Source organism: Embleya sp. NPDC050493, assembly GCF_044458105.1.
Classification (GTDB): Bacteria; Actinomycetota; Actinomycetes; order Streptomycetales; family Streptomycetaceae; genus Embleya.
This window is the reverse complement of the sequence record NZ_JBITHP010000019.1, coordinates 84,803-108,517: the sequence shown is the minus strand read 5'-3', so window position 1 is coordinate 108,517 and position 23,715 is coordinate 84,803. Positions and strand designations below refer to the sequence as shown.

The window sequence follows — 23,715 nt, the reverse complement described above, 5'->3', positions numbered from 1 at the left end:
GCCCGACTGCGGACGCCGGTTCGCGGTGACTGCGGAGTCGCCGACCGGCCAAGTTCCCGATGTCCGTTTGTTTCGACGCCCGTTGGGGCCCTGCCGTGGGAGCCGATCGACCTGCGGCTTTCGCTCGATACCGCCCCGGGGTCGCGCCGAACTCCCGCTCGAAGGCATGCGAAAGTGCGTACGGGGCTGCCATAGCCGATTCGGCCCGCGATGGTGGCCAGGGTCTCCGGGGTGTCGCGGAGTTTCGGCTCATTCGATCGGCGCGTTCGATCGGCGCGACCGTTCGGCCTGCTCACAGGCCGAACTCTCTTCCCTGCCAACGGTTTCGCAGCCACCGGTCGTGACTGGCCACGACGATCGCGCCGGGGCCGGGACCCAGCGCCTCCTCCAGTTCGTCGGCCAGCCGGGGCGAGAGGTGGTTGGTGGGTTCGTCGAGCAGGAGCAGCGTCGGCGGGTTCGCCACCAGCAGGGCCAGGGCCAGCCGGCGGCGTTGGCCCACCGACAGTTCCCCGACCGGTCGGTCCAGGTCCTGCGGGCCGATCAGGCCGAGCGAGAGCAGCGGTACGGCTTCGGCGCGTTCGGCGCCGAGGGCCGCCGCGTAGGTCGTGCGCACCGTGCGATCCGGTCGGGCGAACTCGGTGTCCTGGGCCAGCATTCCGACGGTGAGCCCCGGGCGGCGGCGGACGTCGCCGAGCGCCGGCAGGTGTCCGGCGAGGACCGCCAGCAGGGTCGACTTGCCGGCGCCGTTGGCTCCGGTGACCAGCAGGCGGTCGGTCGCCGGTACGTCGAGGCGGTCGATACGCAGCCGGTCGGGCACGGTGACCCGCCGCAACGACAACAGCATCTCCGGCGCGCCTTCCGCGAGTTCGCCGGCCTCGGTCGTGTCGGGCGTGTCGGCGAAGTCGGTGGACGCGCCGGACTCGGCGCTCTGCGCCGGATGGCCCACGAGCGCGCCGGGCCAAAAGCGCAACGGCTGTGGCGGCTCGGGTACCTGGGCGCGGGTCAACTCGTCGAGGCGCCGCGACGCGTTGCGCACCCGCCGGGCGATCTGGTTCTGCACCCGGCCGCCGGCGTGTCCGTAGCCCATCTTCTCGTTGTCGCGCTTGACGCCGCCGCGCGCGACGCGGTGCGCCGTCGACTCGACCGCCGTACGCAACTCGGCGAGTTCCTTCTGCTCGTCGGCGAAACGCTGCTGCCACCGCTCGCGTTCCGCCCGCTTGTGGGCCTGGTAGCGGGTGTAGCCGCCGCCGAAGCGGGTGGGGCCGTGTACGGATGGGTCGAGGTCGATCAGGTCCGTGCAGACCGCGTCCAGGAACGCCCGGTCGTGGCTGGCTGCGACGACGATCCCGGGCAGCGTGCGCAGTTGCTCCTCCAGGAAGGCGGCAGCCGGGTCGTCGAGGTGGTTGGTGGGCTCGTCCAGGAGCAGTGCCGTCGGACGCCGGGCGAGCAGCGCGGCGAGCGCGAGTCGGCCGCGCTGCCCGCCGGACAGCGAGGCGAGCGTGCGATCGTGCGGCAGGTGCTCCAGGCCGAGGCCGGCGAGCATCATGTCCGCGCGTCGGTCGGCGTCCCAGACCTCGTGGTCCCGGGCGTGGTCGAGTTCTCGGCCGTACTCGGCGAGCAGTCCGGCGTACCCGGGCGAGTCCGGTGGGGCGTCGCCGAGGGCGCCGGTGAGCCCGTCGAGGCGGGCCAGGGTTTCCCGGGCTGCGCGCAGTGCGTCGTCGAGCACGTCGGCGATCGTCGCCGCAGGCTCGAACGGCATTTGCTGGTGCAGGAATCCGAGGTCTGCGGGGCGGACGACCGTACCCGCGTCGGGTTGGTCGATCCCGGCGAGCAGGCGCAGCAGGGTGGACTTGCCCACGCCGTTCTCGCCGATCAGTGCGATCCGCTGTCCGGGGGCGGCGACGAGGGAAACGCCGTCGAGTACCCGACGGGTGCCGAGGACCCGGACGAGGTCGTGCGCGAGCAGGGGTGCTGGGGGCATGAGACACCGCCGAGAGGAAGGATTTCCCGGTCGGGGCGGCCCGACCGGGGCGTGGAGGGGGTACGCGGGCCGGCGCGGGACAGACGTGTGCCTGCCCCGCACCGGCCCTCGGGTGGTGCGCGGAGCCGGTGGGCTCGGAGCCGGTGGGGCTCCTCGAAGCCGGTGGGGCGCGGCGGGTCAGTTCCCGTCCGGGCCGATGTCGCGCAGTCGTCCGTCACGCAGGAGCAGCCGGCGGTCCACCTTGATCTCGGTCAGGAAGCGCTCGTCGTGGCTGACCACGACGAAGGCGCCCTCGTAGGCGTTCAGCGCGCTCTCCAACTGGCCGACGCTGACCAGGTCGAGGTTGTTGGTCGGCTCGTCGAGCAGGAGCAACTGCGGTGCCGGTTCGGCGAACAGGATGCACGCCAGGGTGGCCCGCAGCCGCTCTCCCCCGGACAGCGCTCCGACCGGAAGGTGGATCCGCGCGCCTCGGAACAGGAAGCGGGCCAACAGGTTCATCCGCTGTGCCTCGGGCATCGCCGGGGCGAACGCGGTGAGGTTCTGTACCACCGTGCGGTCCGGGTCCAGCAGGTCCAGTCGCTGGGACAGGTAGGCCACCCGGCCGTCGGCTCGCCTGATCTCGGCGCCCTCCGGCGGCGCGTCCCGGCCGATCATCCGCAACAGGGAGGACTTCCCCACGCCGTTGGGGCCGGTCAGCGCAATGCGTTCGGGCCCGCGGATGGTCAGTGCGACGCCGCCTTCCTCGAACAGCGCCCGCTGTCCGTAGCGGACCTGCATCGCCTCGCCGTGGAAGACGGTACGCCCGGCCGGGACCTTGGTCCCGGGCAGTTCCAGGCTGATCCGCTGTTCGTCGCGCACGGCGCGTTCGGCCTCGTCCAGCCGGGCCTTGGCCTCGCCGACGCGCGCGGTGTGCGTCTCGTTGGCTTTGCCCGCCGACTCCTGGGCGTTGCGCTTCATCGTGCCCGCGAAGATCTTCGGCAGGCCCGCGTTGCCGAGGTTGCGGGCGGCGTTGCTCGCTCGCCGGGCGGCTCGCTCGCGAGCCTGCTGGAGTTCCCGCTTCTCGCGTTTGACCTCCTGTTCTGCGTTGCGGATGTTCTTCTCGGCGACCTCGCGCGCCGCGGCGACCGCTGCCTCGTACCGGGTGAAGTTGCCTCCGTGGAAACGCAGTTCGCCCCGGTCGAGTTCGGCGATGCGGTCCATCCGGTCCAGCAGCGCCCGGTCGTGGCTGACCAGCAGGAGGACGCCGTTCCAGTTCTCCAACAGGTCGTAGAGCCGGTGCCGCGCGTCGAGGTCGAGGTTGTTGGTCGGCTCGTCGAGGAGCAACACGTCCGGCCGCTTGAGCAGTTGCGCGGCCAGACCGAGGGAGACGATCTGGCCGCCGCTGAGGGTGTGCAGTTTGCGGGTGAGCGGGAGGTCACCGAGCGCGAGGCGGTCCAGTTGGGCGGCGGTGCGCTCCTCGATGTCCCAGTCGTCGCCGATGGTGGTGAAGTGCTCCTCGGCCGTGTCCCCGGACTCGATGGCGTTCAGCGCGGCGATCACCTCGGCGACGCCGAGCACTTCGGCCACGGTCAGGTCGCCGGTCAGGGGCAGTGTCTGCGGGAGGTATCCCAGGAGACCGTCGACCGAGACGGTGCCACCGGTGGGTCGGTACTCGCCGGCGATCAGCTTGAGCAGCGTGCTCTTGCCGGCGCCGTTGGGCGCGACCAGGCCGGTTCGGCCCGGGCCCACGGTGAACGAGAGGTCCCGGAAGACGGGGGTGTCGTCGGGCCAGGAAAAGGACATGCGGGTGCAGATGACGGATGCGTCGGGCATGCGAAACGAGCCTCGTGAAAGTGATGCGGGTGCGCGGGGGCGCCCGGCGGGGAACAGGGAATCGTGGAACGACGACATGACCGAGGCTGCTGCGCGTCCCGCGCGCCTGCCTTCGGTCGGGCTCTTCCGGTATCAGCCGGAGATGTCGTCTTCTGTTCCCACGCTGCTCTCCCAGGTCTTCCGAATCACTGCCCGGCAACATACCAGCCGCGCGGCGCGGCGTGTCGGCACCTCGGCCCAGTCGGTCGCGCCCGACGGATGTCCCGACCGCCCGCACACTCCGCGCGGCCCGCGCAGCCCGCACCACCCGCATTCACTCCTGTGGCTGCGCCGAGTTGCGGATCCGGGACTTCATTGGCAATCCCGTCCCGTCGAGCGCAGGATGGAAGTGGTGACCTCCTGAGGAGATGATCCACAATGCTCGCTGTGCGTTCGATCAACGAAGCCGACGAGAGTCGCGACATGCCGCACGGCCACCTCGATGTGGTCAGCTTGGAAGGCGTCGATTTCGGCGTTGCCCGCTTCGAGGCGGGTTGGCGATGGTCTCAGGACGTCGCGCCGATCGCGGGAACCGAGAGTTGTCAGTTCCACCACAACGGCTATGTCGCCCAAGGGCACCTGCACATCCGCATGGACGACGGTGAGGAGAAGGACCTCGGCGCAGGCGATGTCTTCGTCTGCGATCCCGGCCACGACGCGTGGGTTGTCGGCGACGAGACCGCGGTGGTCTTCGACTTCGCCGGCAACATCCACGAGTACGCCGTGCAGTCCGAATAATCGAACCCGGATCGCATGACCGCGCCTTGCGCACGCGGACGGCACAACCGCGTCACCGCTCGGGGGGAGACGCCCGTGATCGGAACCGTCCGCCACACCGCCCGGCGCCGACGCGACCACCGACCCGGCGCCGCCCTCGGCCGTGAGCACGGAGTCCGGTGAGCCGAGAGGGTACGCGTCTCCTCGGCGCACTCCGCGGTGAACAGGCCGGCCTGGTACAAGCCTGCCGCCCGCCGTCGGGAGCGTACTGGCGTTCGTCCCGGCAGACGGCGCAGTCGGGCTGGGGGCCGGCGTACTGGGTGCCGCGGGTGGCACGGAGCGGGAGGCGGGCGCCGGGACGGGTGCGCCGGGCCGGCCCGGGTGCGCCTTCGGTGTCAGGCATGGGAGCCGGCGATGAGGTCGGTGGTCGGGTGGGCCTGGGCGGGCTGCCAGCCGAGCAGGCGGACGGCGCGGTCGCCGGAGACGGTCTGGTCGAGCGCGAGGGCCTGGGCGAACGGGAGGCCGAGGGTTTCGGCGGCCTGTTCGAGCGGCCAGGGTTCGGCGCGGCCGACACCACCCGCCGCGAGGTCGGCGGCGGCGGCAAGTGCCGGGGTGGCGACGGAGTCGACGGCAACGCCGTGCCAGAGGGTGCCGGCGTCGGCTTTCGTGAGCACGAGGCCGTACAGGGTGGCGAGGTCGTCGACGTGGACCATCGGCCAGCGGGTGCCGGGCGTTCCCACGTAGCGGCCGGTGCCGTGCTCCTTGGCCCACGCGAGCATGAGGGCGGGGATGCCGCCGCCGTGGCCGTAGGCGATGCCGGGCCGGACGACGCCGGTGCGAATGTCGTGCCGGGCGGCGTCCAGGACCTGCTGCTCGATGCGGGGGCGGTAGCCGACGATGTCGATGGCGTTGGTGGGGGCGTCCTCGGTGACGGGGCGGTCGCCGGTGGCGCCGAGCACCCAGACGCCGCTGGTGTAGAGGAAGGCGCGACGCGTGCCGCGAAGCGGTGCGGTGAGGGCGTCGATGGCGGCGGCGTCGGCCTGTTCGTCGCCGGTGGGAGTTGCGAGGTTGACGACGGCGTCGATGTCGTCGGTCACGGCGGTACGAAGGCTGTCCGGGTCGGTGAGGTCGCCGAAGCGCACGTCGGGCCCGGGTGCGGGCGCAGCCGTGCCGGTCTTGAGGAACGGGACGACGGTGTGGCCGTCGTCGACGAGGCGGCGGGTGACGGCGCTGCCGATGTAGCCGGTGGAGCCGAGGACGAGGACCTTCATGGTGTGCCCCTGGTGCGTGTGGTCCGTGGGCCGATCGGGCGGTGATCGGCGTTGCCAGGACGACGCTAGGTCGTGCGAAGGTGCGGCGGATCCGTCGAATGACCGGGGTGGATACGGGGTTGCCCGGGCCCGCCCGGTGACCCCGGGCGTCGTGTCGTCGAGGAGGAGGCGTCAGTCGGCCGGCAGGTCGAGGGTGCCCAGTGCGGCACGGGAGGTGATGCCGAGCTTGGGATAGGCGTTGGAGAGGTGGTAGCCGACGGTGCGGGGGCTGAGGAACAGGCGGGCACCGATGTCGCGATTGCTGAGCCCGGTGGCGGCCAGGCGGGCGACCTGCAACTCCTGTGGGGTCAGCCGCGCGGTGGGGTCGGCGTGCCCGCCGGTGTCGGCCGTGGTGGCGGGAGGGGCGCCGACGGCGCGGAGTTCGGCGGCGGCGCGGTCTCGCCACGGCGTGGCCCGGAGCGCCTTGAAGGCGGTGTGGGCGGCCGTGAGGCGGGTGCGTGCGGCGGCCCGCTGCCGGTTGCGGCGGAGCCATTCGCCGTAGAGGAGTTCCGTGCGGGCGTGCTCGAAGGGCCGGCCGTCGCCGCGGTGGGTTTCCAGGGCTGATCGGTACAGGTCGCCCGCGCTGTCGTCGGCGGCGAGGAGTGCCTGGCAGCGCAGTGCGATGGCGTGCGCCCAGGGGGTGCGGGTGCTGTGCGCCCAGGTGGTGAACCGCTCGGCGGTGCGCCGGGCTTCGCCGGGCCGGCCGAGGCGGGCGGCGGCTTCGACGTGGTCGGCGAGGCTGTGGATGGCGACGACGACATGGGCGCGGGGGCCGTCGGCTATCTCGGTGAGACGGGTCAGCGCGGTTTCGTGGCGGCCTCGGCCGAGGTCGAGGAGGGCTTCCGCGCAGGCGTTCCAGACGGCGGGCACACCGGCTGCGCCGGCCTGGTGGACGGCGGCGTGCCGGACGGCGGCGTGGTGTGCCCTCTCGTCGCCGTCGATGGCCGCGAGGACGGCGAGGACGCCGTGGAGCATCGCCTCGTGGTGGTGATTGGCGGTGCTTCGGGCGATGTCCAGGCCCTCGACGGCGGTGCTGTGGGCGTGGTGGTGGCGGCCGAGGAACAGGCGGCAACGGGCGAGGCGGAGCAGCAGCATGGGCAGGGTGCCGACCGCGCCCTGCTCGCGGGCCCGCCGTTCGAGCGCCTGGGCCTGATCGTGCACGGCCCGGTAGCCGCCGAGGAGCATGTCCCAGCCCTGCAGGCGGGTTTCGTCCGCGAGCGGGCGGGTGTCGCGAACGGTCCGCATGCCGTCCGTGAAGCTGCGCAGGAGGGGGTGGCCGGCCTCGGGGTTCCCGGTGGCGAGGTGGTGGAGGGCGAGGGCCCCGGTGCGGGGAGGGCTGTCGCCGAAGTCGAGGCCCGCGAGAGTGTCCAGGATGCCGGTGGTGGCGGTGGCCGGATCCGGGGTGTCCCAGGCGGCGGCGACGGCCTCGAAGAGGATCCCGGCGGCGGTGTCCGGGTCGTGCGGTGCGGTGGTGCGAGCGGCCTCGACGAGGATGAGGCGGGCGGCATCGGGGTGTCCGGCGGCGTGTTCGACGGTGGCACGGATGGATGCGAGTCTGGCGGTCGCCGCCGGATCGCGGGTGTGCGGCGCTGCCTCCTCGGCGAGCGCGGCGGCCGTCTCGGGGCGGCCCGCTTCGGAGGCGGCGAGTGCGGCCAGGGTGAGCCGGTGCGCGCGGAGCTGCGGGTCCTGGGTGAGTTGGGCGGCTCGCCGGTACGCGGTGGCCACCGTCGCCCGCCCGCCTTGGGCTCGGAAATGTTCGGCCGTCTCCTCGAGCCGGTCGGCCACGGAGGCGTCGTGGCCGACCGTGGCGGTGGCCAGGTGCCAGGTCTGCCGGGCGCGGTCGGTCTCGGGCAGGGCCGCGGCGAGCGCTCGGTGGGCTGCGTTGCGTTGCACGAGCGTGGCGCCGTGGTAGGCGGCGGCGCGGGCGAGCGGGTGGCGGAAGGCGAGCCGCGTGGGGGTGAGGTGGATCAGTCCCGCGTGTTCGGCGGGCTCCAGGTCGCCGGGCGCGGCGCCCAGTTCGCGTCCCGCGCGCAGCACGAGCGCGGGGTCGCCGGTGTCGTCGGCCGCGGCGAGCGTCAGGAGCGTGCGGGTGGCGGTGGGAAGGGTCCCGATGCGCTCGTCGTACAGGCGTCGGACGCGCCAGGACGCGGGCAGCACGGCGATCTCGTGGTCGTCCAGCAGGTCCGCTCCGGCGCGCAGGCCCGGTGTGAGTGCGGCGGCGAGTTCGACGAGGGCGAGCGGGTTCCCGGCGGCTCGGCGCAGCAGCCGACGGCGCACCACCGGCGTGAGGCCGGGGGCGTGCTGGTCGAGCAGCGCACTGCCGGCGTCGTCGCCGAGCGGCTCCAGACGGTGTACGGGCAGCCCGGGCGCGTCGAAGTCGGCCGACCCGTCGCGTGCGGCGAAGACGATCGCGACGGGCTCGGCCGCGAGCCGGCGCGCGGCGAACAGCAGGGCGTCGGCGGTCTCCTGATCGAGCCAGTGGGCGTCGTCGACGAGTACGAGCAGCGGCTGCTCGTCGGCGAGTTCGCCGAGCAGGCTGAGCACGGCGGCGCCCACGAGGAACCGGTCGTAGTCGCCGGGGGCGGCCGGATCCGCGGTGGTTCCGTGGACGGCGTGGCGGAGCGCGTCGGCCTGATGCCGGGGGAGCCGGCCGGCCAGGTGCAGGGCCTCGCGGAGCACGACGTGGAGCCCCGCGTACGGCAGCCGGGCCTCCGATTCGACGCCGGCACCGCGCAGGATGCGCACACGCGCCCCGGTCTCGGCGGCGGCGTCCAGCAGCGCGCTCTTCCCGCTGCCGATGTCGCCGACCAGCACGATCGCACCTCCGTGCCCCCCGGCGGCGTCGCGGAGCAGGGCATCGAGGGCGGCGGTGTGGGGTGTTCGTCCGTGCAGCACGAAGGTCAACTTATCCGGGAGCCCGCGGCCACGAGGCAACCGTGACCGCGGGGGTGCCCGGCCAACCGCATTCGACCGCGAGGACGGGACTACCGGAACCGGCACGCGGTCGAATGCGGGTATCGACCGTCCGCGGGGAACGTTGCCGCGGCGATCGGTGATGACGGGTTCGCCGTGCGATTCGAGGCCACCGGCGTCGGCACCGTCTCACCGTCGCCGCGGTCCGCACATGGCCGTGACCGGGATCAACCTTGCTCCGCGTGCCAATCGGCGCAGGTCACGACCTCGAATCCGCGGCTCGGGAAGACGGCGTCCATGAAGAAGTCGTGCATTGCCGTATCACCGTCGGCGCAACCGTCACGCAGCACGGTCACGCGGTAGTCGCGGTCCGCCGCGTCGTAGCACGTCGCGGCCACCATGGCGCTGGTCGCGACTCCGGCGATCGCGAGAGTTCCGACGCCCTTCGCGCGGAGCACGAGGTCGAGATCCGTGCCGGCGAACGCGCTGCCGCGCCGTTTGGTCACGACGACGTCCTCGTCGGCTACCGGCAGGGCGATCTCGGTGCCGGACGATCCCTCGTGGAAGGCGTCCCCGGCTTCGTGGAACGTCCTGAAGAGTGCGTTGCCCGGGGGCAGGTCGGCCCCGTTGGGCCGCAAGGCGAAGTGCACGAACACCACGAGGGCTCCGGCCGCGCGGGCACGCGGCAGCAGTTCGGTGAGCGGCGGCACGACACGTCTGGTGAAGGGGTAGTTGCTCGTGATGCCCTGCTGGATGTCGCCGATGATCAGTGCGGTCCTCACGACAGGCTCCCGTCCGGTCCATCCATTCGGCGCCCTGGGTCGGCAAGGCGGCCATTGCGGCGGCCATGGTAGTGGCGATGGCCGACCGTCCGCGGATGAGACCCCTCCGCGCTCGACCACAGGTGGCCCGGCAACGCGGCCTCCGGCGACTCGCTCGCAACGCGCTTGCGGCAACCGGCTGTTGGGCCCGCCGAGTCGGGCCGATCGGCCCTGGGGCGGGCTTCGCGCCCACGACAACCTGAAGCCGAGGCCCAGGAGAGCACGTTCGTGGCCGAGCGCCGAGCACCGGGCCCGGCGCCCGCAGAGAGGGAATCCACATGGCAACGTCGCACGACCACCGGCTGTCCCCGCGCCTGCCGCACCGCGCCGGCTCGGCGCCCCGAACCAGGGTCGAGCGGACCGCGTCCGACACCGCGGCCGGCTCACCGGCCATCGCCGCGGTCCGCACCACCGACATCGCCGTGACCGGCCTGCGCGTCCTGCTGGGCTTCGTGTTCCTGTGGGCGTTCCTGGACAAGACCTTCGGCCTCGGCTACGCCACCGCGAGCGGCAAGGGTTGGATCGACGGCGGCTCCCCCACCAAGGGCTTCCTCTCCCACGTGGACGTCGGCCCGATGGCCGGCACCCTGCGCGGCTGGGCCGGCGAACCCTGGGCCGGCTGGCTGTTCATGCTCGGCCTGTCGGCCGTCGGCGTCGCGCTGATCCTGGGCATCGGTCTGCGTCTCGCGGCCGGCGCCGGCACCGCGATGATGGCGCTGATGTGGATCGCCGAATGGCCGCCCGCCAAGCACCTCGACAGCGGCAAGGCCACCTCCTCCACCAACCCGTTCACCGACTACCACGTCATCTACGCGATCTCCCTGATCGTCCTCGCCGCGGTCGCCGTCGGCAGCCGGCTGGGCCTGGGCGCCCGGTGGGCCCGCCTGCCATTCGTTCGGGACCACCGCTGGCTGCTCTGATCACCACCACGCTCGGCCGGGCATCGTCCCCATGACGGGCCCGGCCGATCCCGGTGCGCCGGGCCACCCGATCCGACCCGAAGGAACAGGAGCCGGCCGCCGTGCGCGCAGCGCGACCACAGCCCGAGGAACCCACCTCCCGTCGATCCGCGGCACGATCGCCCGCCGGCATCCGCGCCGGACGGGAGAGCATCGGCGACTTCATCCGCTACGACATCGACGCCGCCGACTTCCATTGAGAAGACCGTCGGAAACAACCGCGACGGGAGGTACCCCCGACGACCTCCGAACAGGAGTGCGTCCCGACCCGTGGACACAGGGCCTTTCGGCCCTGGTCGGGACCCGGTCGGGGTTCGAGGGTGGTGGGATGAGCGACTACCCCGTGACGAAACGTCCTCTCGACCGCCGGGAGACGTTGGAACTGATGGCGGGCGCGCAGGTGGGACGCGTCGTCGTCAGCGAGGGCGCTCTCCCTGCCGTGTACCTGGTGACGTTCGCCCTCGACCGGGAATGCGTGGTTTTCCGCGCCTCCGCCGACTCCGCTCTCGCGAAGGCCGCGCTCGAGACGGTGGTCGCGTTCCAAGCCGATCAAGTCGACCACGTCGACCGGTCCGCCCGAACGGGCTGGACGGGCTGGACGGGCACCGTCACCGGCCACGCCTCGCGCGTCCGGGACCCCGCCGCCGTCGCGCATCTGGACCAGCTGCTTCCCGAGGCCGACGGCGACGGTGCGGGACACGTGTGGTTCCGAGTCACCTCCGAACTCGTCACGGGCCACCTGGTGCAACGAGCGGGCGACCGCTCCGGCCTCGAACCCGACGCCCCGAGGTCGCGAACGACGCCCCCGGGGTGAAGCGGCGGCATCCGCACCACCCGCCCGCGGCACGGGTTGCACCCTCCTCCCCCGCCCCGGGGACCTCGGAGCCGAGGCCCGCGACCTGGTCGCGACCCTCGGCTGCGGATGGGTGAGGAGATGCAGGAGGGCCGGCTCCGGCTTGCCGAGACCCTCGCCGGATGGACCGGGAAACACCCGAACGTGCCGGTGCACCGCGAGGTCGCGGTCGGACACCCGGTCGAGGTCCTGCGCAAGGCCGCCGAGCACGCCCTGTGCCCGGTCGTCGGTACCCGCGGTCGCGGCGGCTTCGCGGGCCCGCCGCCGGGCTCGGTCGGCCGGGGACTGATCCAGCACGCCCGCTGCCCGCTGGTGATCGTCCCGACCACGCACCACGCGGAATCGGCCGAACACGACTGAGCGTGGGCCGGGCCGGGCACCCGAGGCAAGGATCGGCGTCCGACCCGACGATCACCGTCCGACAGGAGACCGCCATGAACCAGGCATCGAACCCCACCACCGGATCGCCCGCGCCATCGACGCCGCCCCGCGGCCACGTCGTCGTCGGATTCGACGGCTCACCCGGTGCCGAGCGTGCCGTGGACCTGGCCGCGGACGAAGCCGTACGCCGGCACACCACCCTCGAAGTGCTGCACGCGCTGGAAGGGGTCGAAGTCGCCGGTGGGAACGACCGCTTCGGTCGACACCTGCGCGAGAACGCCCGCGCCGTCGTCGACCGGGGCGCCGCCCGCGCCCGTGCCCGTCACGGCGACCTGTCGGTGCTCGCCACGATCGAACTCGCCGACGCCATCGACGCGTTGGCAACCGCGGCCGACCGGGCCGCACTCCTGGTCGTCGGCAGCCGAGGAATGGGCGGCTTCGCCGCCCTCCTGGTCGGCTCGGTCGGCCTCACCGTCGCGGCGACGGCCCGATGCCCGCTGCTGGTCGTCCATCCCGACCACGAGACCACCGCCGACCGCATCCCGAAGTCGATCGTGGTGGGCGTCTCCGACGACGACTGCGCCCCCGCCCTGGAGGCCGCCTTCGCCCAGGCCCAGGCCCGACACCTGCCCCTGCGGGCCATCCATGCGTGGCGCTACCCCGCGATGACGGCCGGCGGCGTCGGGTTCGCCCCGGCCATGTGGCTCATGGACGACTGGCGGGCCGCGGCACAGGCCGGCGCGGCCGCCGCACTCGCACCCTTCGGCAGGAAGTACCCGTACGTCACCGTCACCGAGGACGTCGTCCTGGACACGCCTTCGCACGCCTTGATCACCGCGAGCGCCGATGCCGACCTGGTCGTGCTCGCCGCGCACCGCAACACCGGCCGCTTCGGCCCCAACCTGGGCCGCGTCACCCACGCCGTCCTCCACCACGCCAGGTCCCCCGTCCTCCTCGTCCCGGTGCACGGCCGAGCCGAGAAGGATCGGGACGACGACTGACGCCCGGGTGGGCCCACGGACGACGGCGGTACCGCTCTCGCGCGGGTGCTTGGCCGGGGCGCGCCATCCCGGGCCGCGCGTCGCCCCCGCGAAGCGCGCGGAGGCCATGCGGTCGGCCGACCCGCCCTTCGCGCGGCAGCGCGAGTTCGTCCACGTCGAACGGCCCCCTCCCGCGCTCGTGAACGCGAGGAACTCATCCGCGGGGCACTCATCCGCAGGGAACGTCGGCGGCCCACTATCGCGCTTCGGCTCGCCCGGTCGGCTCGCGGTCGCGCCCGGTGGCGGCCAGCAGGGCGATCACCGCGAGCAGGACCAACAGGATGACCACCCACAGCAGGATGACCCATGCCGTCGGGTGATTCCACAGGGCGAAGCCGAGGGTGACCAGGAGCAGCGCGCCGAGGGTGAGCCACCGGCGTTGCGCGGCCACCCAGGTACCGACTTTGCCGGTGCCCATGCCGTGCCTGTGGCCGGAGCGGGCGACCGCGTCGGCGCCGCGGTCGGCGGTGGCGCGCAGGGCGCGCGGGAGGCGTCCCGCACCCGAGAGGTAGGCGCCGATGCCCACCACCACGCCCAGGACGAGCGCGGTGCGGACGCTGTTCTTCAGGAAGCGCAGCAGCGTGTCGAAGATCGCTCCGGCGGCCGCCGGGGACTGCACCGTCGCGGGCAGGTGGTCGAGGTAGTAGCGGCGCGCGATCGCCAGGCCGATGGCCAGGATCAGGCACGCGAAGGCGGCGCCCAGGGCGGTGGTCACCAGGGCGCGGCGGCGCCGACGGGCCAGGAGGACCCCGATCGCGCCGAGCAGCACGGTGAGCACCGGAAGCCAATTGCCCAGCACGTCGAGTGCGTGCGCGGCGTCCTGGATCTTCTTCAGCTTGTCCGACTTGACCAGCACCATCTTCTTGTCGACGTCGGGGATCTGCTCGGCCGGGGTCACCCCGGCCGCGACGAGGTCCTGTTTGACCGTGTCCACGGCGGCGCCGACGTCGAGCGTCACGGTGCCGTTCTCGACATCCACCGAGCCGCGACCCTTGCCGGTGAGCACCTTGACGACGTCGGAGTGGGCGGTGCGGTTGGCATTCGTCCAGACCCTCTCGAACCGGTCGCTCTCCACGAAGCGGGTGGCCGCCCGCTGGGCCACCTGGTCGACGGCGTCGTTCAGTTGTGGGCCCAGCCCTTTCACCGCGGTGCCCACCCTCGGCGGGAGCCCCTGGGCCTCCAGCCAGGCTGCGATGTCCGCGGTGACCTGGGCGCCGTCCACCCGCACGTCGACCGCTTCGGTGATGCGGTGGGCGGCGGCATCCTCGACCGCCGGGTTCGACGCGAGCGGCTTCACCGTCGAGACGTACCGGTCGGTGTCGAGCACGATGTCGTGCACCCACACGGTGATCAGCGAGACCGGCACGAGGACGCAGGTGAGCGTGATCAGCACCGCGGACAGGGTGCTCATCACGATCCGCCCCGCACGCCGAGCGCCTCGGTGCCCGGGCTCTCGCCGGGCTGAGGCCGGTGCTGCACCGGTGGGCGGCTCGGACGGGGTACTCATATGGCGCTCCCGGGGACGGTGCGGCGAACTACCGCATACCCCCATTGAGTACTCACCGTAGCCGGCGCGCACTCGGGGTTACGCCCTCCGGGGGAGCCATCGGTCCGGTCCCGATCCCCGCGTCGTCGGTACCGGGCACCAGGCGAACGGGTGGGCCGGTCGGCCGCGTCGCGTCGTCGACAGGCGCCGCCCACCCCGGCCTCCTACCGTGGAAAGGTGTCCCGTCCCCCCGGATCGTCCGAGAAATCACGGAAGCGCGGCGCGCCTCGCACACCCCGGACCGACTACGCCGGTGCCGTGTACGGGTCCCTGCTCGCGGCCTCCGTGGTGGCCACCGCCGGGGCCCTGGGCAAGTACCCGAGACTCCAACTCGTCATCCTGCTCCTCGTCACCGGCCTGGTGTTCTGGGCCGCGCACGTCTACGCCCACCTGGTGGGCGAACGCACGCTCGGCCAACCCTGGACCCGGGCGGAGGTACGCCGCGTCGCGGCCCACGAGTGGTCCATCGTCGAAGCCGCCGCCCTGCCCGCCCTGGCCGTGGCCGTCAGCCCCCTGCTCGGACTGGGCCTGAACACCACCGCATGGCTCGCCCTCGGCGTCGCCGTGGCCCAACAGGTCCTGTGGGCGTCCCTGGGAGCCGCCGCGGCCGGCGCCGACCGCAGTCAGGTGGCGGTCGAAGGCGCGGTGAACCTCGTGCTCGGCCTGATCATCGTCGCCGCCAAGGCGGCGCTGGGGCACTGACCACCACGGCGTCGGAAGGCGGGCCGGATCCGGCCCGCCTCACTGCTTCGCCGAACCGGGCTGAACCCTGGGGATCCTCCCGGTGAAGAACATGGCGAGCAGCGCGGTGAGAGCCAGCACGGCGAGGGCGGCACGCAGCCCGTCGAGCCTGGCCGAGGTGTTCGCGTCGACGGCCGCCTGCGCCACCTCCGGTGCCGTGCCGGCCTTGGTGAGGGCGGAGGTGAGCTGGTCGTCCGACAGAAACGGCACGCCGCCCTCGAGTTCGATGTTCGCCCGACTCGTGACCGCGGCCGGGACCGCCGGGTTGTTCTCGATGCTGGTCAGGAACGACGTCGTCATGACGGCGATCAGGATCGATCCGGCGAGTGCCGTGCCGATCGAGGCGCCGAGATTGGTGACGGCGTTCTGGACGCCGCCGACCTCCGTGCTCTGCTCGTCCGGCACCGCGGACACGGTGACCGATCCCAGCTGCGACGCCAGGGCGCCCACGCCCAGTCCGATCAGCAGCAGGGGCACGGTGACGATCTCGGCGCCCGCGTCCGCGTCGAGCGCGGCCATCAAGGCCACCGCGCCCGCGAGCAGTGCCAGGATCCCCATCCGTACCACGCGCCGCGGCGAGACGTCCGGGAGGAGCCGCGGGATCAGGATCGCGGCGGCCAGCAACGTGAGCGACAGCGGCAGGATGCGCGCGCCGGTCGCCAGCGCCGACAGGCCCAGGGCGACCGACAGGTAGAGCGGTACGACGAAGAACACGCCCATCTGCACCAGGTATTGGAAGAAGAACATCGTCAAGCCGCCGGTGAGCTGCCGATTGCGCAGCATGGACGGGTCCACCAGCGGCTCCCTGCCCCGTGCGGACAGGCGGGCCTCCCAGGACAGGAAGAGCCGGATGAGGGCCAGGCCGGCCAGCATCAGCCAGACGACCAGTGAGACCCCGAGCCAGGCCGGCGCGTCCGGCTTGGGCCGGAACCACCCCCATTCGGCCGACCGGAGCACGCCGAAGACGAAGATTCCGAGCCCACCGGCGGACAGCACCGCCCCGACGAGGTCCATGCGCGACCGCGCCCCGGTCGGCGCGTCGGTGATCCGGCGGGCGAGCCCCAGGATCACCAGCACGATGACCACTTCCCCGGCGAAGACCCAGCGCCAGGAGAAGTACGTCGTGGCCACGCCACCGATCAGCGGCCCCACCGCGATCGCCGCGGCCCCCGCGGCCGCGACGAGCCCGTACGCGGAGGGACGGCGCTCCACCGGAAAGTTGCCGGCCACCAGCGCCACGATCGCCGGCAGGATCAGTGCCGCCCCGACCCCCTCCAGGAACGCCCACCCGAGCAGCAGTACCGGCAGGTTCGGGGCGAGCGCCGTCGTCAGCGAACCACAGCCGTAGACGCCGCAACCGATCATGAACGCGCGTTTGCGGCCGATGAGGCCGCCGAGCTTGCCGCCGGGGATCATGAGCATCGCCATCACGAGCGTGTACGCCGTGATCGCGCCCTGGATCCCGGTTACCGTCGTGCCCACGTCCTCGGCCACCGTCGAGATCGAGACGTTCATGACGGAGCTGTCCAGCGCCATCAGGAACTGCCCCGCCACAAGCGGCAACAGGACCAGGCCCACCCCGGCGGAATGCCCCGGCTTTCCCGTGCCAGTAGCCATGCACGCATCGTGCCGGCGACCCGGGGAAGCGCCGGCCCGACCCGCCGCGATGTCAGCCGGATGGCAGTATCGCCGCCGCCGGAACGCGCCGGGCACCCACCGAATACACCGCCGCGGTGCACCGAGGTCGCCCCGGCGCCCGGTTGCCCGCACGAGGCCCCACGCGCATCACGCCGGGGCGGCGATGGGCTTCGCGGCACGCGACACGATGGGCCCCGGGTTCGGAAACGAGGTCTGGGACGAGACCGGAGGGGGCACACTCGACGACCACCCGGATCCTCCGTCCGGGTCTTCCGTGAAGAACACGCTTCGTCAGCCCCCGGACGGACTGCGCCGAGAAGCCTGCTCGACGAGTCCGCGTCACCCCCGTAAAGGGCAGCCATGGTCCTCGATCTCGTCCTCATCGGCACGGCCATCACCTTGGGACCGTTGCACAACTCCGCGTTCATCCTGCTGCTGTCCGCACACCGAGGGCTGCTGAAGGGACTCGTCTTCATCCTCACCTGGCTCGCGGAACTCGTCCTGGTCGTCGCCGTGGTGACGCTGTTGACCGGGGGCGAGCCGCCGGCGCGCCACAGCTCGCCCTCGGTAGCGGGTCTGGTGGTCAAGCTGGTCCTGGGCCTCGCGCTCGTCGTCTACGGACAACACAAACGACGCCGGGGGGCCTCGCGCTCCCGGGGAACTCCCAAGTGGATGGCACGGCTGGATCGGGTGTCCGCCTGGACCGCCGCCGGCCTCGCCGTCCTGCTGCAACCGTGGGGAATGGTCGCCGCCGGGGGCGCCACCGCGATGAACGCGGACCTGTCTTCGGCCGCCTCGTTCCTGGCCCTGATGGGCTTCTTCCTGCTCGCCACGGCCAGTGTGCTCGCGATGGAGCTGTACGCGACGTTCGCACCGGCCAGGGCACACGAACGACTGGAGTGGCTGCGCACGGCGATCGACACCCACCAGGACCAGGCGATCGTCGTCCTGTCGCTGCTTCTGGGCCTGTGGCTGGCCGGGAAGAGCACGTACGAACTCGTCACACTCGCCGCGTAGGTCACGGCATCCGTCGCGGCCCGCAAGCTCTCCGAGCGCGGCCGCGGCACGGCCGTGCGCCGACCCCGCCCCCTCGCGCTCCACCCGACATCCCCGGGTCGGTCGGGCTCCCCGGTGGGGACGGCGCACGATGATCATCGAGTAGGTATTGTGGCGACCCGCCGCAGAAGAGGGGAACCATGGAGTTGTCGGGCGCCGATCCGCGGCGGGTCGGACCGTACGCCGTGCTCGGCCGGCTCGGCGCCGGGGGCATGGGCAAGGTGTACCTGGGGCGTTCGCCCGGCGGCCGTACGGTCGCGGTGAAGGTGATCCGTCCCGAACTCGCCGACGACCCGGTGTTCCGGGCCCGCTTCGAGCAGGAAGTCTCTGCCGCCCGGCGGGTCTCCGGTGCCTTCACCGCCCCGGTCGTGGACGCCGATCCGGACGCTCCGGTCCCCTGGATGGCCACGGCGTTCGTGCCCGGCATCCCCCTGCACACCGCGGTCGCCCGGCACGGGGCGCTGCCCGAGGCATCGCTGCGCATGCTGGTCGCCGGGCTGGCGGAGGCGCTCGGGAACGTGCACGCCGCCGGCCTGATCCACCGCGACCTCAAACCGTCGAATGTCCTGCTCGCGCTGGACGGACCGCACGTCATCGACTTCGGCATCTCGCGGGCGGTGGAGGGAACCTCGCACACCCGCAGCGGCGCGGTGGTCGGCTCGCCCGGGTACATGTCGCCGGAGCAGGCGCTGGACCGGCCGCTCACCCCGATCAGCGACGTCTTCTCGCTGGGCGCCACCGCGTATTTCGCCGCGACCGGTCTGCCGCCGTTCGGGAGCGGCAACGCCGCCGCGCTGATGTTCCGCGTCGCCGGCACCGAGCCGGACCACGCGCCCCTGGCCGAACTCGGCGAGCCGCTTCGCGCACTGATCCTGCGCTGCCTGGCCAAGGATCCCGCGGCGCGGCCCGATCCGGCCCGGGTGGTCGCGGACATCGAACGGCAGGGCGTCGAAGTGTCCGCCGGGAGTTGGCTGCCCGCGTCGCCGACCGCCGACATCCTGGCGGTCCGCTCGTCGATCCTCACCGCTCCCGGGCACATACCACCGACCTCGCCGGTCACGCCCGTGCAGATACCTCCGGCACCGCCGTTCCCTTGGCCCCCGCCCGCGCTGCCGGCGCAGCCATCGACTCGGGGTACCCGTACGATCGGTCGCCGCGCACTGCTCGTCGGCGCCGCGGGCACCGTCGCGGTGACGGGGAGTGTCGCCGCGGCCGTCCTGCTGACGCCGAACGGCGGCGGCGAACCCACCGGCCGCAACACCGCGTCCAAGCCCGGTCCGACAAGCACCCCGGCCGCCCTCCGGACGACGCCGCTCACCGCACCCGACGCCGTCGTCCGCAAAATGCCGGACCTCGCCGCCGAGTGCACCGGCCTCGTCCTGAGCGGCGACGTCCTGGTCGCCTTCGGCCTGCTCGACGCGACCGGCCTGGACCTGAACGCCAGAGTCCGCTGGGCGCCGATCGGAGCGACCACCGCCGGCGGGTCCAAGCACCGGCCCGGCGTCGTCCGCAACGGCATCCTCCACTTCTGCGGGCGTGCCGGGTCGCCGCCCGTCAAGGGCCTGCACGCCGTGGACATCGCGACCGGGAAACTCCTGTGGTCGGTGGGGGCCCCGGCCGCCGGGTGGTATCCGCAGACCGTCGCCGGACTCGTCGGCGACACCGCGTTCGTCTCCGGCAGCATCGAACCCTCCGGCGGCGGAACGCCCCGGAGTTTCGTGTGGGCCGTCGACACGCGCACACGCAGCACCCGTTGGCAGGAATCGGGCGAGGATGTGACGGCGGTGCTGCTGATACCACCCACGACCGAGACGATGATCCTGGTGGGCGGTGCCGGCAGCCGCGGTGGCCTCGACGGCGAAGTGGTCGTGTTCGACCCGGCGACCGGCAGGCGTGGCTGGCGAAACCCGGTGCCCGGCGGCTCCTTCGGCACCTGGACGCACGCGACGGCGTGCTTCGCCGGCGGCGCCTACGTGTACGCGGGAACCTCGATCACCGCGGTCGACCCGCTCAGCGGCAGGCCGCGGTGGACCTTCAAGGCCACCCGCAACGGATACGACGCCTTCGGCGCACCGGTCGCGAGCCCGGACGAAAGAACGGTGTACGTCACCTGCGCGATCGGACTCGTCACCCTCGACGCGGCGACCGGAGAACCGAAGTGGGCCACCGCCCCGCGAGACGGTTCGCTCAAGGAGAGCCCGGCCTCGGCCGGGATCCGGGTCGCGGACGGCAATGTGTACGTGGCGGACGACCGGACGAACCTCTGGGCCGTGGACGCCGAGACCGGCATGGGCCGGTGGAAGTACAGCGATCCCGTCCAGGATTCGATCACCGTCCCGTCGACGGCGGTCGGTGGCGGCCGCGTGTGGAGTGCCAACGGCACCTCGCTGGTCGTCATCGCCGCGAGCGGGGCGTAGCCGCCGACCCCACCCGCGCGACCCGGGCGACCTGCGCGGGTACCACGATCGATACCCGAACCCCCCGCCACTGCCCGGGAGTTCACGAACATGAAGGTGATGGCGGCCGTCCATGGAACAGCTCGACGCCTCGGACCCGAAGCGGGTCGGCCCGTATGTCCTGCTTCTCCCGCTCGGTTCGGGCGGGATGGGCAAGGTCTATCTGGGCCGCTCCGCCGCCGGACGCGCTGTCGCGGTGAAGGTCATCCGCGCCGACTTCGCCGCCGACGACCACTTCCGGGACCGGTTCCGCGCCGAAGTGGCGGCCGCGCGGCGGGTGTCCGGTGCCTTCACCGCGCCGGTCGTGGACGCCGACCCGGACGGCGACCCGCCCTGGATGGCAACGGCGTTCGTCTCCGGCCTGTCGCTGCACGACGCCGTCCGGCGCCACGGCCCGTTGCCCGAGCCGTCGCTGCGCATGCTGCTGGCCGGACTGTCCGAGGCGCTGGTCGGCATCCACGCGGCGGGCGTGGTGCACCGCGATCTCAAGCCGGGCAATGTCCTGCTGGCACTCGACGGCCCTCATGTCATCGACTTCGGCATCGCCCGTGCACTGGATGGCACCTCCTTCACCCGGGAGGGCACCATCGTGGGATCGCCGGGCTACATGTCGCCCGAACAGTCCCTGGGACAGCCGGTGACCGCGGCGAGCGATCTGTTCGCGCTGGGCGCGACGATGCTGTACGCGGCGTCCGGGCAGCGGCCGTTCGGCAGTGGCCCACCCGTCGCCGTGCTCAGGCGCGTCGTCGGCGATCAGGCCGACACCGCCTCGCTGCCGCCCTCCCTCCGGGAAATGGTGGCGGCCTGCCTGGACAAGGACCCCGTGCGGCGTCCGACGCCGCACGCGCTCATCGACTTCGTCAGCCGCGAAGGGGTCCATCCGCACACCCGGAGCTGGTTGCCGGACGCGGTGACGCGCGACGTCGGCCGCGCGGCCGACGTCCTGACGGGGCTGCCGGCTTCGTACGGCCCGACGGGGCTGCCGGCTTCGTACGGCCCGACGAGCGAGCGCACGACCGGGCACCAGGCCCCGCCCACGATCACCCGGTCGACCATGGCGCCGGCCGAACAGCCCGCGCAGTCCGCTCCCGCGCCGCCCGGGATGCCCGCGCCGCACGGCCCGCCGGCACCGGTCCGCCGAGAGCCCTCGCGCAGGTGGCTGGTCCGCGGCCTCGCCGCGAGCGCGGCGGTGGCGGTCTCCGGCGGTACGGCGGCCGTCCTGCTGTCCGGGAACGACGGTTCGGGCAACAAGGCAGCCGCGACACCGGCCGATGCCGCCTCCGGATCCGCGACACCGCCCGCCGTCCCGGCACCGCCCCCGGTCGTCGCGCACCCGCCGCTGCCGGCGCCGACCGGCAGGAAGGGCGTCCTCGACGGACCCGCGGCCGCGGCGAAGTGGACGGTCAAGGCGGGTGGCCCGATCTCCGACGTGGCCGTGTACGGGGGTTCGGTCATCGCCGCCGGCACGAACGGCCGGGATGCCTTCGACACCGTCGCGGGCCGACCGCGGTGGACACTGCCCGTGGTCGTGGATGGGACGAAACACCAGGGTTTCGCTGCCGGAGACGACCGTGCGGTCTATCTCACCGGCACCGGGACAGCCTCCCGGCAGTACCTGCTGAGCGCCGTCCGACCCGACACCGGAACGGAGTTGTGGAGGCTCCCGCTCCCGCGTCGCGAGTGGCTCCCCTTCGGTGTCTCCGGCGTCGTCGACGGCATCGCCTTCGTGACCGGCTCGGTGAACGGCGGTTCCGAGATACCTCCCCCCAGGTTCGTATGGGCCGTCGATCTCGAGACCCGAACCGGTGTGTGGGAGACCGTCGGCGAGGACATCACCGGGTTGTTCGTCCCCCCGCACGGCCCGGACCTGCTGCTGCACGGCGACGGCGAACTCGGCCGGGACGGAAGGCTCACGACGCTCGACTCGGCACGCCGGGGCGCACGCGGCTGGACGCGACCGCTGCCGCCGGAGTCGACCGGGTACGTCGCCCCGACCGGGCGGCGGGTCCCCGTCTGCTGGGCGGGCGGCGGGTTCGTCTACTGCGCGGATCAGGTCTACCTCGTCGAGCCGGGCAGCGGAAAGCAGGTGTGGGCCTTCCCTGCCACCGCGGCCGACGACAGCTTCACGGACTGCACCTCGGACGCCGACGGCGGCACGGTCTTCGCCACCACGCAGACCACGCTCTTCTGCCTCGACGCAAAGACGGGCGCACTGCGCTGGCGCAGCTCGATTCCCGGCGGGTCCACGAGGTTGCCGGTGTTCGCGACGGGAGACGTCTGGGTTCGCCACGACTTCGGCAACGTTTACGTCGCGGCCGGCACCGGAACGTTGTGGGCGGTCGACGCGGCCACCGGCACGACCCGGTGGAAGCACCCGTTCCCGACCCTGACCGGAGCCGGTGTCACCCCGGTCCTGGCGGCGGGCGCGGGCACGGTGTTCGTCGGACACGGATTCCGGCTCACCGCGATCGACGCGGGCGGGTGATCGCCGATGAGCACCCGCGTCGGGGCCGCCCTGCCGGGGCGATCTCCCGCCGCCGGCCCACCCGGCGTCCCCCGGGGAGCGATGAGGACCGCCGTCCACCACCGGCCGGTGCGGTGCCCCGTTACGTTTCACGGCGAGCGTGTCGACGCGGGAACCGAACGTCGGGCGCCGACGTCACATCACCATGGCCGAGTCGAATGAGCGACCACCCACCGCACGGACGACCTACGTCGTCATCGCCGCGCTGATCGCCGCCGTCTGCATCGGGGTCGGGCTGTGGTTCCTGCTCGCACGCGGTGACGACGACGAGCCGACGGCGGGAGAACCGATCCGGACGGCGTCCGAGACACCGATCACCCCACCGGTCACCACTCCCGTCGTCCCGACCGTCACCCCACCCGCTGCCACCCCCACCGGGATGCCGACCACCCCGAACACCGCACCGCCGGGCACCGGCGCCCCCGCCACTCCCACCGACGGCCGCCTCGACACGCGGACCGTCTCCTTCGCCGACGCCCGCGGCCTGCCCAAGGTGTTCGCCGTCGCCGAATCGGCACAACAGGACGCGGACGTCCTGGCCGGCGTGTTCGCCGGCAACCCGACCAAGCGCCCCGCCGAACCCGCCCCCGCAACCGACTTCGCCCGCAACGTGGTGGTCACCGTGACCGTCGACGCGGGCTGTCTCGACCCCGAGGGCGCCCGGCTGTACGCACACGGGAGCCGGCTCACCCTCGACGTGCGCCTCCCCGACCGCAGTGCCCCGCCGGAATGCCTGGCTCCCTACACCCGGCTCGCCCGCTTCGAGGTGCCGCGTACGTCGATGCCGACCCGACCGGTCCTCGACGGCAGCCCGCCGGCCATCCCGACCGCGAACCCTCGTCCGTGACAAGGACGTTGTGCCCTCCGTACCGGCGGCGACCCGTCACGCGAAACGCCGCCGAGGCACTCGCCGGCACCCTCGATGCAG

Annotated in this window: 18 protein-coding genes; 11 read left to right on the top strand and 7 right to left on the bottom strand. The window is 72.8% G+C overall.

Going from position 1 to position 23,715, the window contains the following annotated elements; genetic code table 11:
* Positions 1-292: 292 nt before the first annotated feature.
* The gene (locus ACIBM5_RS30690) at positions 293-1,981 is read right to left on the bottom strand and encodes an ABC-F family ATP-binding cassette domain-containing protein (protein WP_396009803.1); all 1,689 of its coding nucleotides are present in this window, start codon (positions 1,979-1,981) and stop codon (positions 293-295) included.
* Positions 1,982-2,158: 177 nt separating this feature from the next.
* The gene (gene abc-f, locus ACIBM5_RS30685) at positions 2,159-3,793 is read right to left on the bottom strand and encodes a ribosomal protection-like ABC-F family protein (RefSeq protein WP_396009802.1); all 1,635 of its coding nucleotides are present in this window, start codon (positions 3,791-3,793) and stop codon (positions 2,159-2,161) included.
* Between the two features lie 417 nt (positions 3,794-4,210).
* Between abc-f and ACIBM5_RS30680 the strand changes: the two genes are divergently transcribed.
* Positions 4,211-4,570, top strand: a complete 360-nt coding sequence (locus ACIBM5_RS30680) for a cupin domain-containing protein (protein ID WP_396009801.1) — start codon at positions 4,211-4,213, stop codon at positions 4,568-4,570.
* A 374-nt stretch (positions 4,571-4,944) separates the two neighbouring features.
* Here the strand turns inward: ACIBM5_RS30680 and ACIBM5_RS30675 are convergent, their stop codons facing one another.
* The 3 genes from ACIBM5_RS30675 to ACIBM5_RS30665 form a co-directional block, all read right to left on the bottom strand.
* Positions 4,945-5,820, bottom strand: coding sequence for an NAD-dependent epimerase/dehydratase family protein (locus ACIBM5_RS30675; protein ID WP_396009800.1), 876 nt, complete (start codon positions 5,818-5,820; stop codon positions 4,945-4,947).
* A 171-nt stretch (positions 5,821-5,991) separates the two neighbouring features.
* Entirely contained in the window at positions 5,992-8,754 is a 2,763-nt protein-coding gene (locus tag ACIBM5_RS30670; RefSeq protein WP_396009799.1) for an AAA family ATPase, read from the bottom strand.
* Between the two features lie 245 nt (positions 8,755-8,999).
* On the bottom strand, positions 9,000-9,554 hold the full coding sequence (locus tag ACIBM5_RS30665) for a cysteine hydrolase family protein (protein WP_396009798.1): 555 nt from the start codon (positions 9,552-9,554) through the stop codon (positions 9,000-9,002).
* Positions 9,555-9,871: 317 nt separating this feature from the next.
* Between ACIBM5_RS30665 and ACIBM5_RS30660 the strand changes: the two genes are divergently transcribed.
* The 5 genes from ACIBM5_RS30660 to ACIBM5_RS30640 all read left to right on the top strand — a co-directional run bounded on the left by ACIBM5_RS30660 (position 9,872) and on the right by ACIBM5_RS30640 (position 12,787).
* Positions 9,872-10,513, top strand: a complete 642-nt coding sequence (locus ACIBM5_RS30660) for a hypothetical protein (protein WP_396009797.1) — start codon at positions 9,872-9,874, stop codon at positions 10,511-10,513.
* A gap of 101 nt (positions 10,514-10,614) precedes the next feature.
* Positions 10,615-10,752: a hypothetical protein gene (locus ACIBM5_RS30655; protein ID WP_396009796.1), complete on the top strand. Its 138-nt coding sequence runs from the start codon at positions 10,615-10,617 to the stop codon at positions 10,750-10,752.
* 128 nt (positions 10,753-10,880) lie between these two features.
* Positions 10,881-11,366: a pyridoxamine 5'-phosphate oxidase family protein gene (locus tag ACIBM5_RS30650; protein ID WP_396009795.1), complete on the top strand. Its 486-nt coding sequence runs from the start codon at positions 10,881-10,883 to the stop codon at positions 11,364-11,366.
* Positions 11,367-11,474: 108 nt separating this feature from the next.
* Positions 11,475-11,765, top strand: coding sequence for a universal stress protein (locus ACIBM5_RS30645; RefSeq protein ID WP_396009794.1), 291 nt, complete (start codon positions 11,475-11,477; stop codon positions 11,763-11,765).
* Positions 11,766-11,839: 74 nt separating this feature from the next.
* The gene (locus ACIBM5_RS30640; RefSeq protein ID WP_396009793.1) at positions 11,840-12,787 is read left to right on the top strand and encodes a universal stress protein; all 948 of its coding nucleotides are present in this window, start codon (positions 11,840-11,842) and stop codon (positions 12,785-12,787) included.
* Positions 12,788-13,022: 235 nt separating this feature from the next.
* Here ACIBM5_RS30640 and ACIBM5_RS30635 read toward each other — a convergent pair whose 3' ends face one another.
* Positions 13,023-14,237, bottom strand: coding sequence for a hypothetical protein (locus ACIBM5_RS30635; protein WP_396009792.1), 1,215 nt, complete (start codon positions 14,235-14,237; stop codon positions 13,023-13,025).
* A gap of 393 nt (positions 14,238-14,630) precedes the next feature.
* Between ACIBM5_RS30635 and ACIBM5_RS30630 the strand changes: the two genes are divergently transcribed.
* Positions 14,631-15,074: a hypothetical protein gene (locus tag ACIBM5_RS30630; protein ID WP_396009791.1), complete on the top strand. Its 444-nt coding sequence runs from the start codon at positions 14,631-14,633 to the stop codon at positions 15,072-15,074.
* 39 nt (positions 15,075-15,113) lie between these two features.
* Here ACIBM5_RS30630 and ACIBM5_RS30625 read toward each other — a convergent pair whose 3' ends face one another.
* The gene (locus tag ACIBM5_RS30625) at positions 15,114-16,730 is read right to left on the bottom strand and encodes an MFS transporter (RefSeq protein ID WP_396009790.1); all 1,617 of its coding nucleotides are present in this window, start codon (positions 16,728-16,730) and stop codon (positions 15,114-15,116) included.
* A 381-nt stretch (positions 16,731-17,111) separates the two neighbouring features.
* Here ACIBM5_RS30625 and ACIBM5_RS30620 point away from each other — a divergent pair, with 381 nt between their 5' ends.
* From ACIBM5_RS30620 to ACIBM5_RS30605, 4 genes are all read left to right on the top strand, one after another.
* Complete coding sequence (locus ACIBM5_RS30620) at positions 17,112-17,768, top strand: GAP family protein (protein WP_396009789.1); 657 nt, start codon at positions 17,112-17,114, stop codon at positions 17,766-17,768.
* A gap of 179 nt (positions 17,769-17,947) precedes the next feature.
* Entirely contained in the window at positions 17,948-20,224 is a 2,277-nt protein-coding gene (locus ACIBM5_RS30615) for a PQQ-binding-like beta-propeller repeat protein (protein WP_396009788.1), read from the top strand.
* Between the two features lie 112 nt (positions 20,225-20,336).
* Positions 20,337-22,748, top strand: coding sequence for a protein kinase (locus tag ACIBM5_RS30610; RefSeq protein WP_396009786.1), 2,412 nt, complete (start codon positions 20,337-20,339; stop codon positions 22,746-22,748).
* Positions 22,749-22,932: 184 nt separating this feature from the next.
* Positions 22,933-23,634 (top strand): hypothetical protein, encoded by a 702-nt coding sequence (locus ACIBM5_RS30605; protein ID WP_396009785.1) that lies wholly within the window; start codon positions 22,933-22,935, stop codon positions 23,632-23,634.
* The last annotated feature ends 81 nt before the right edge of the window (positions 23,635-23,715 follow it).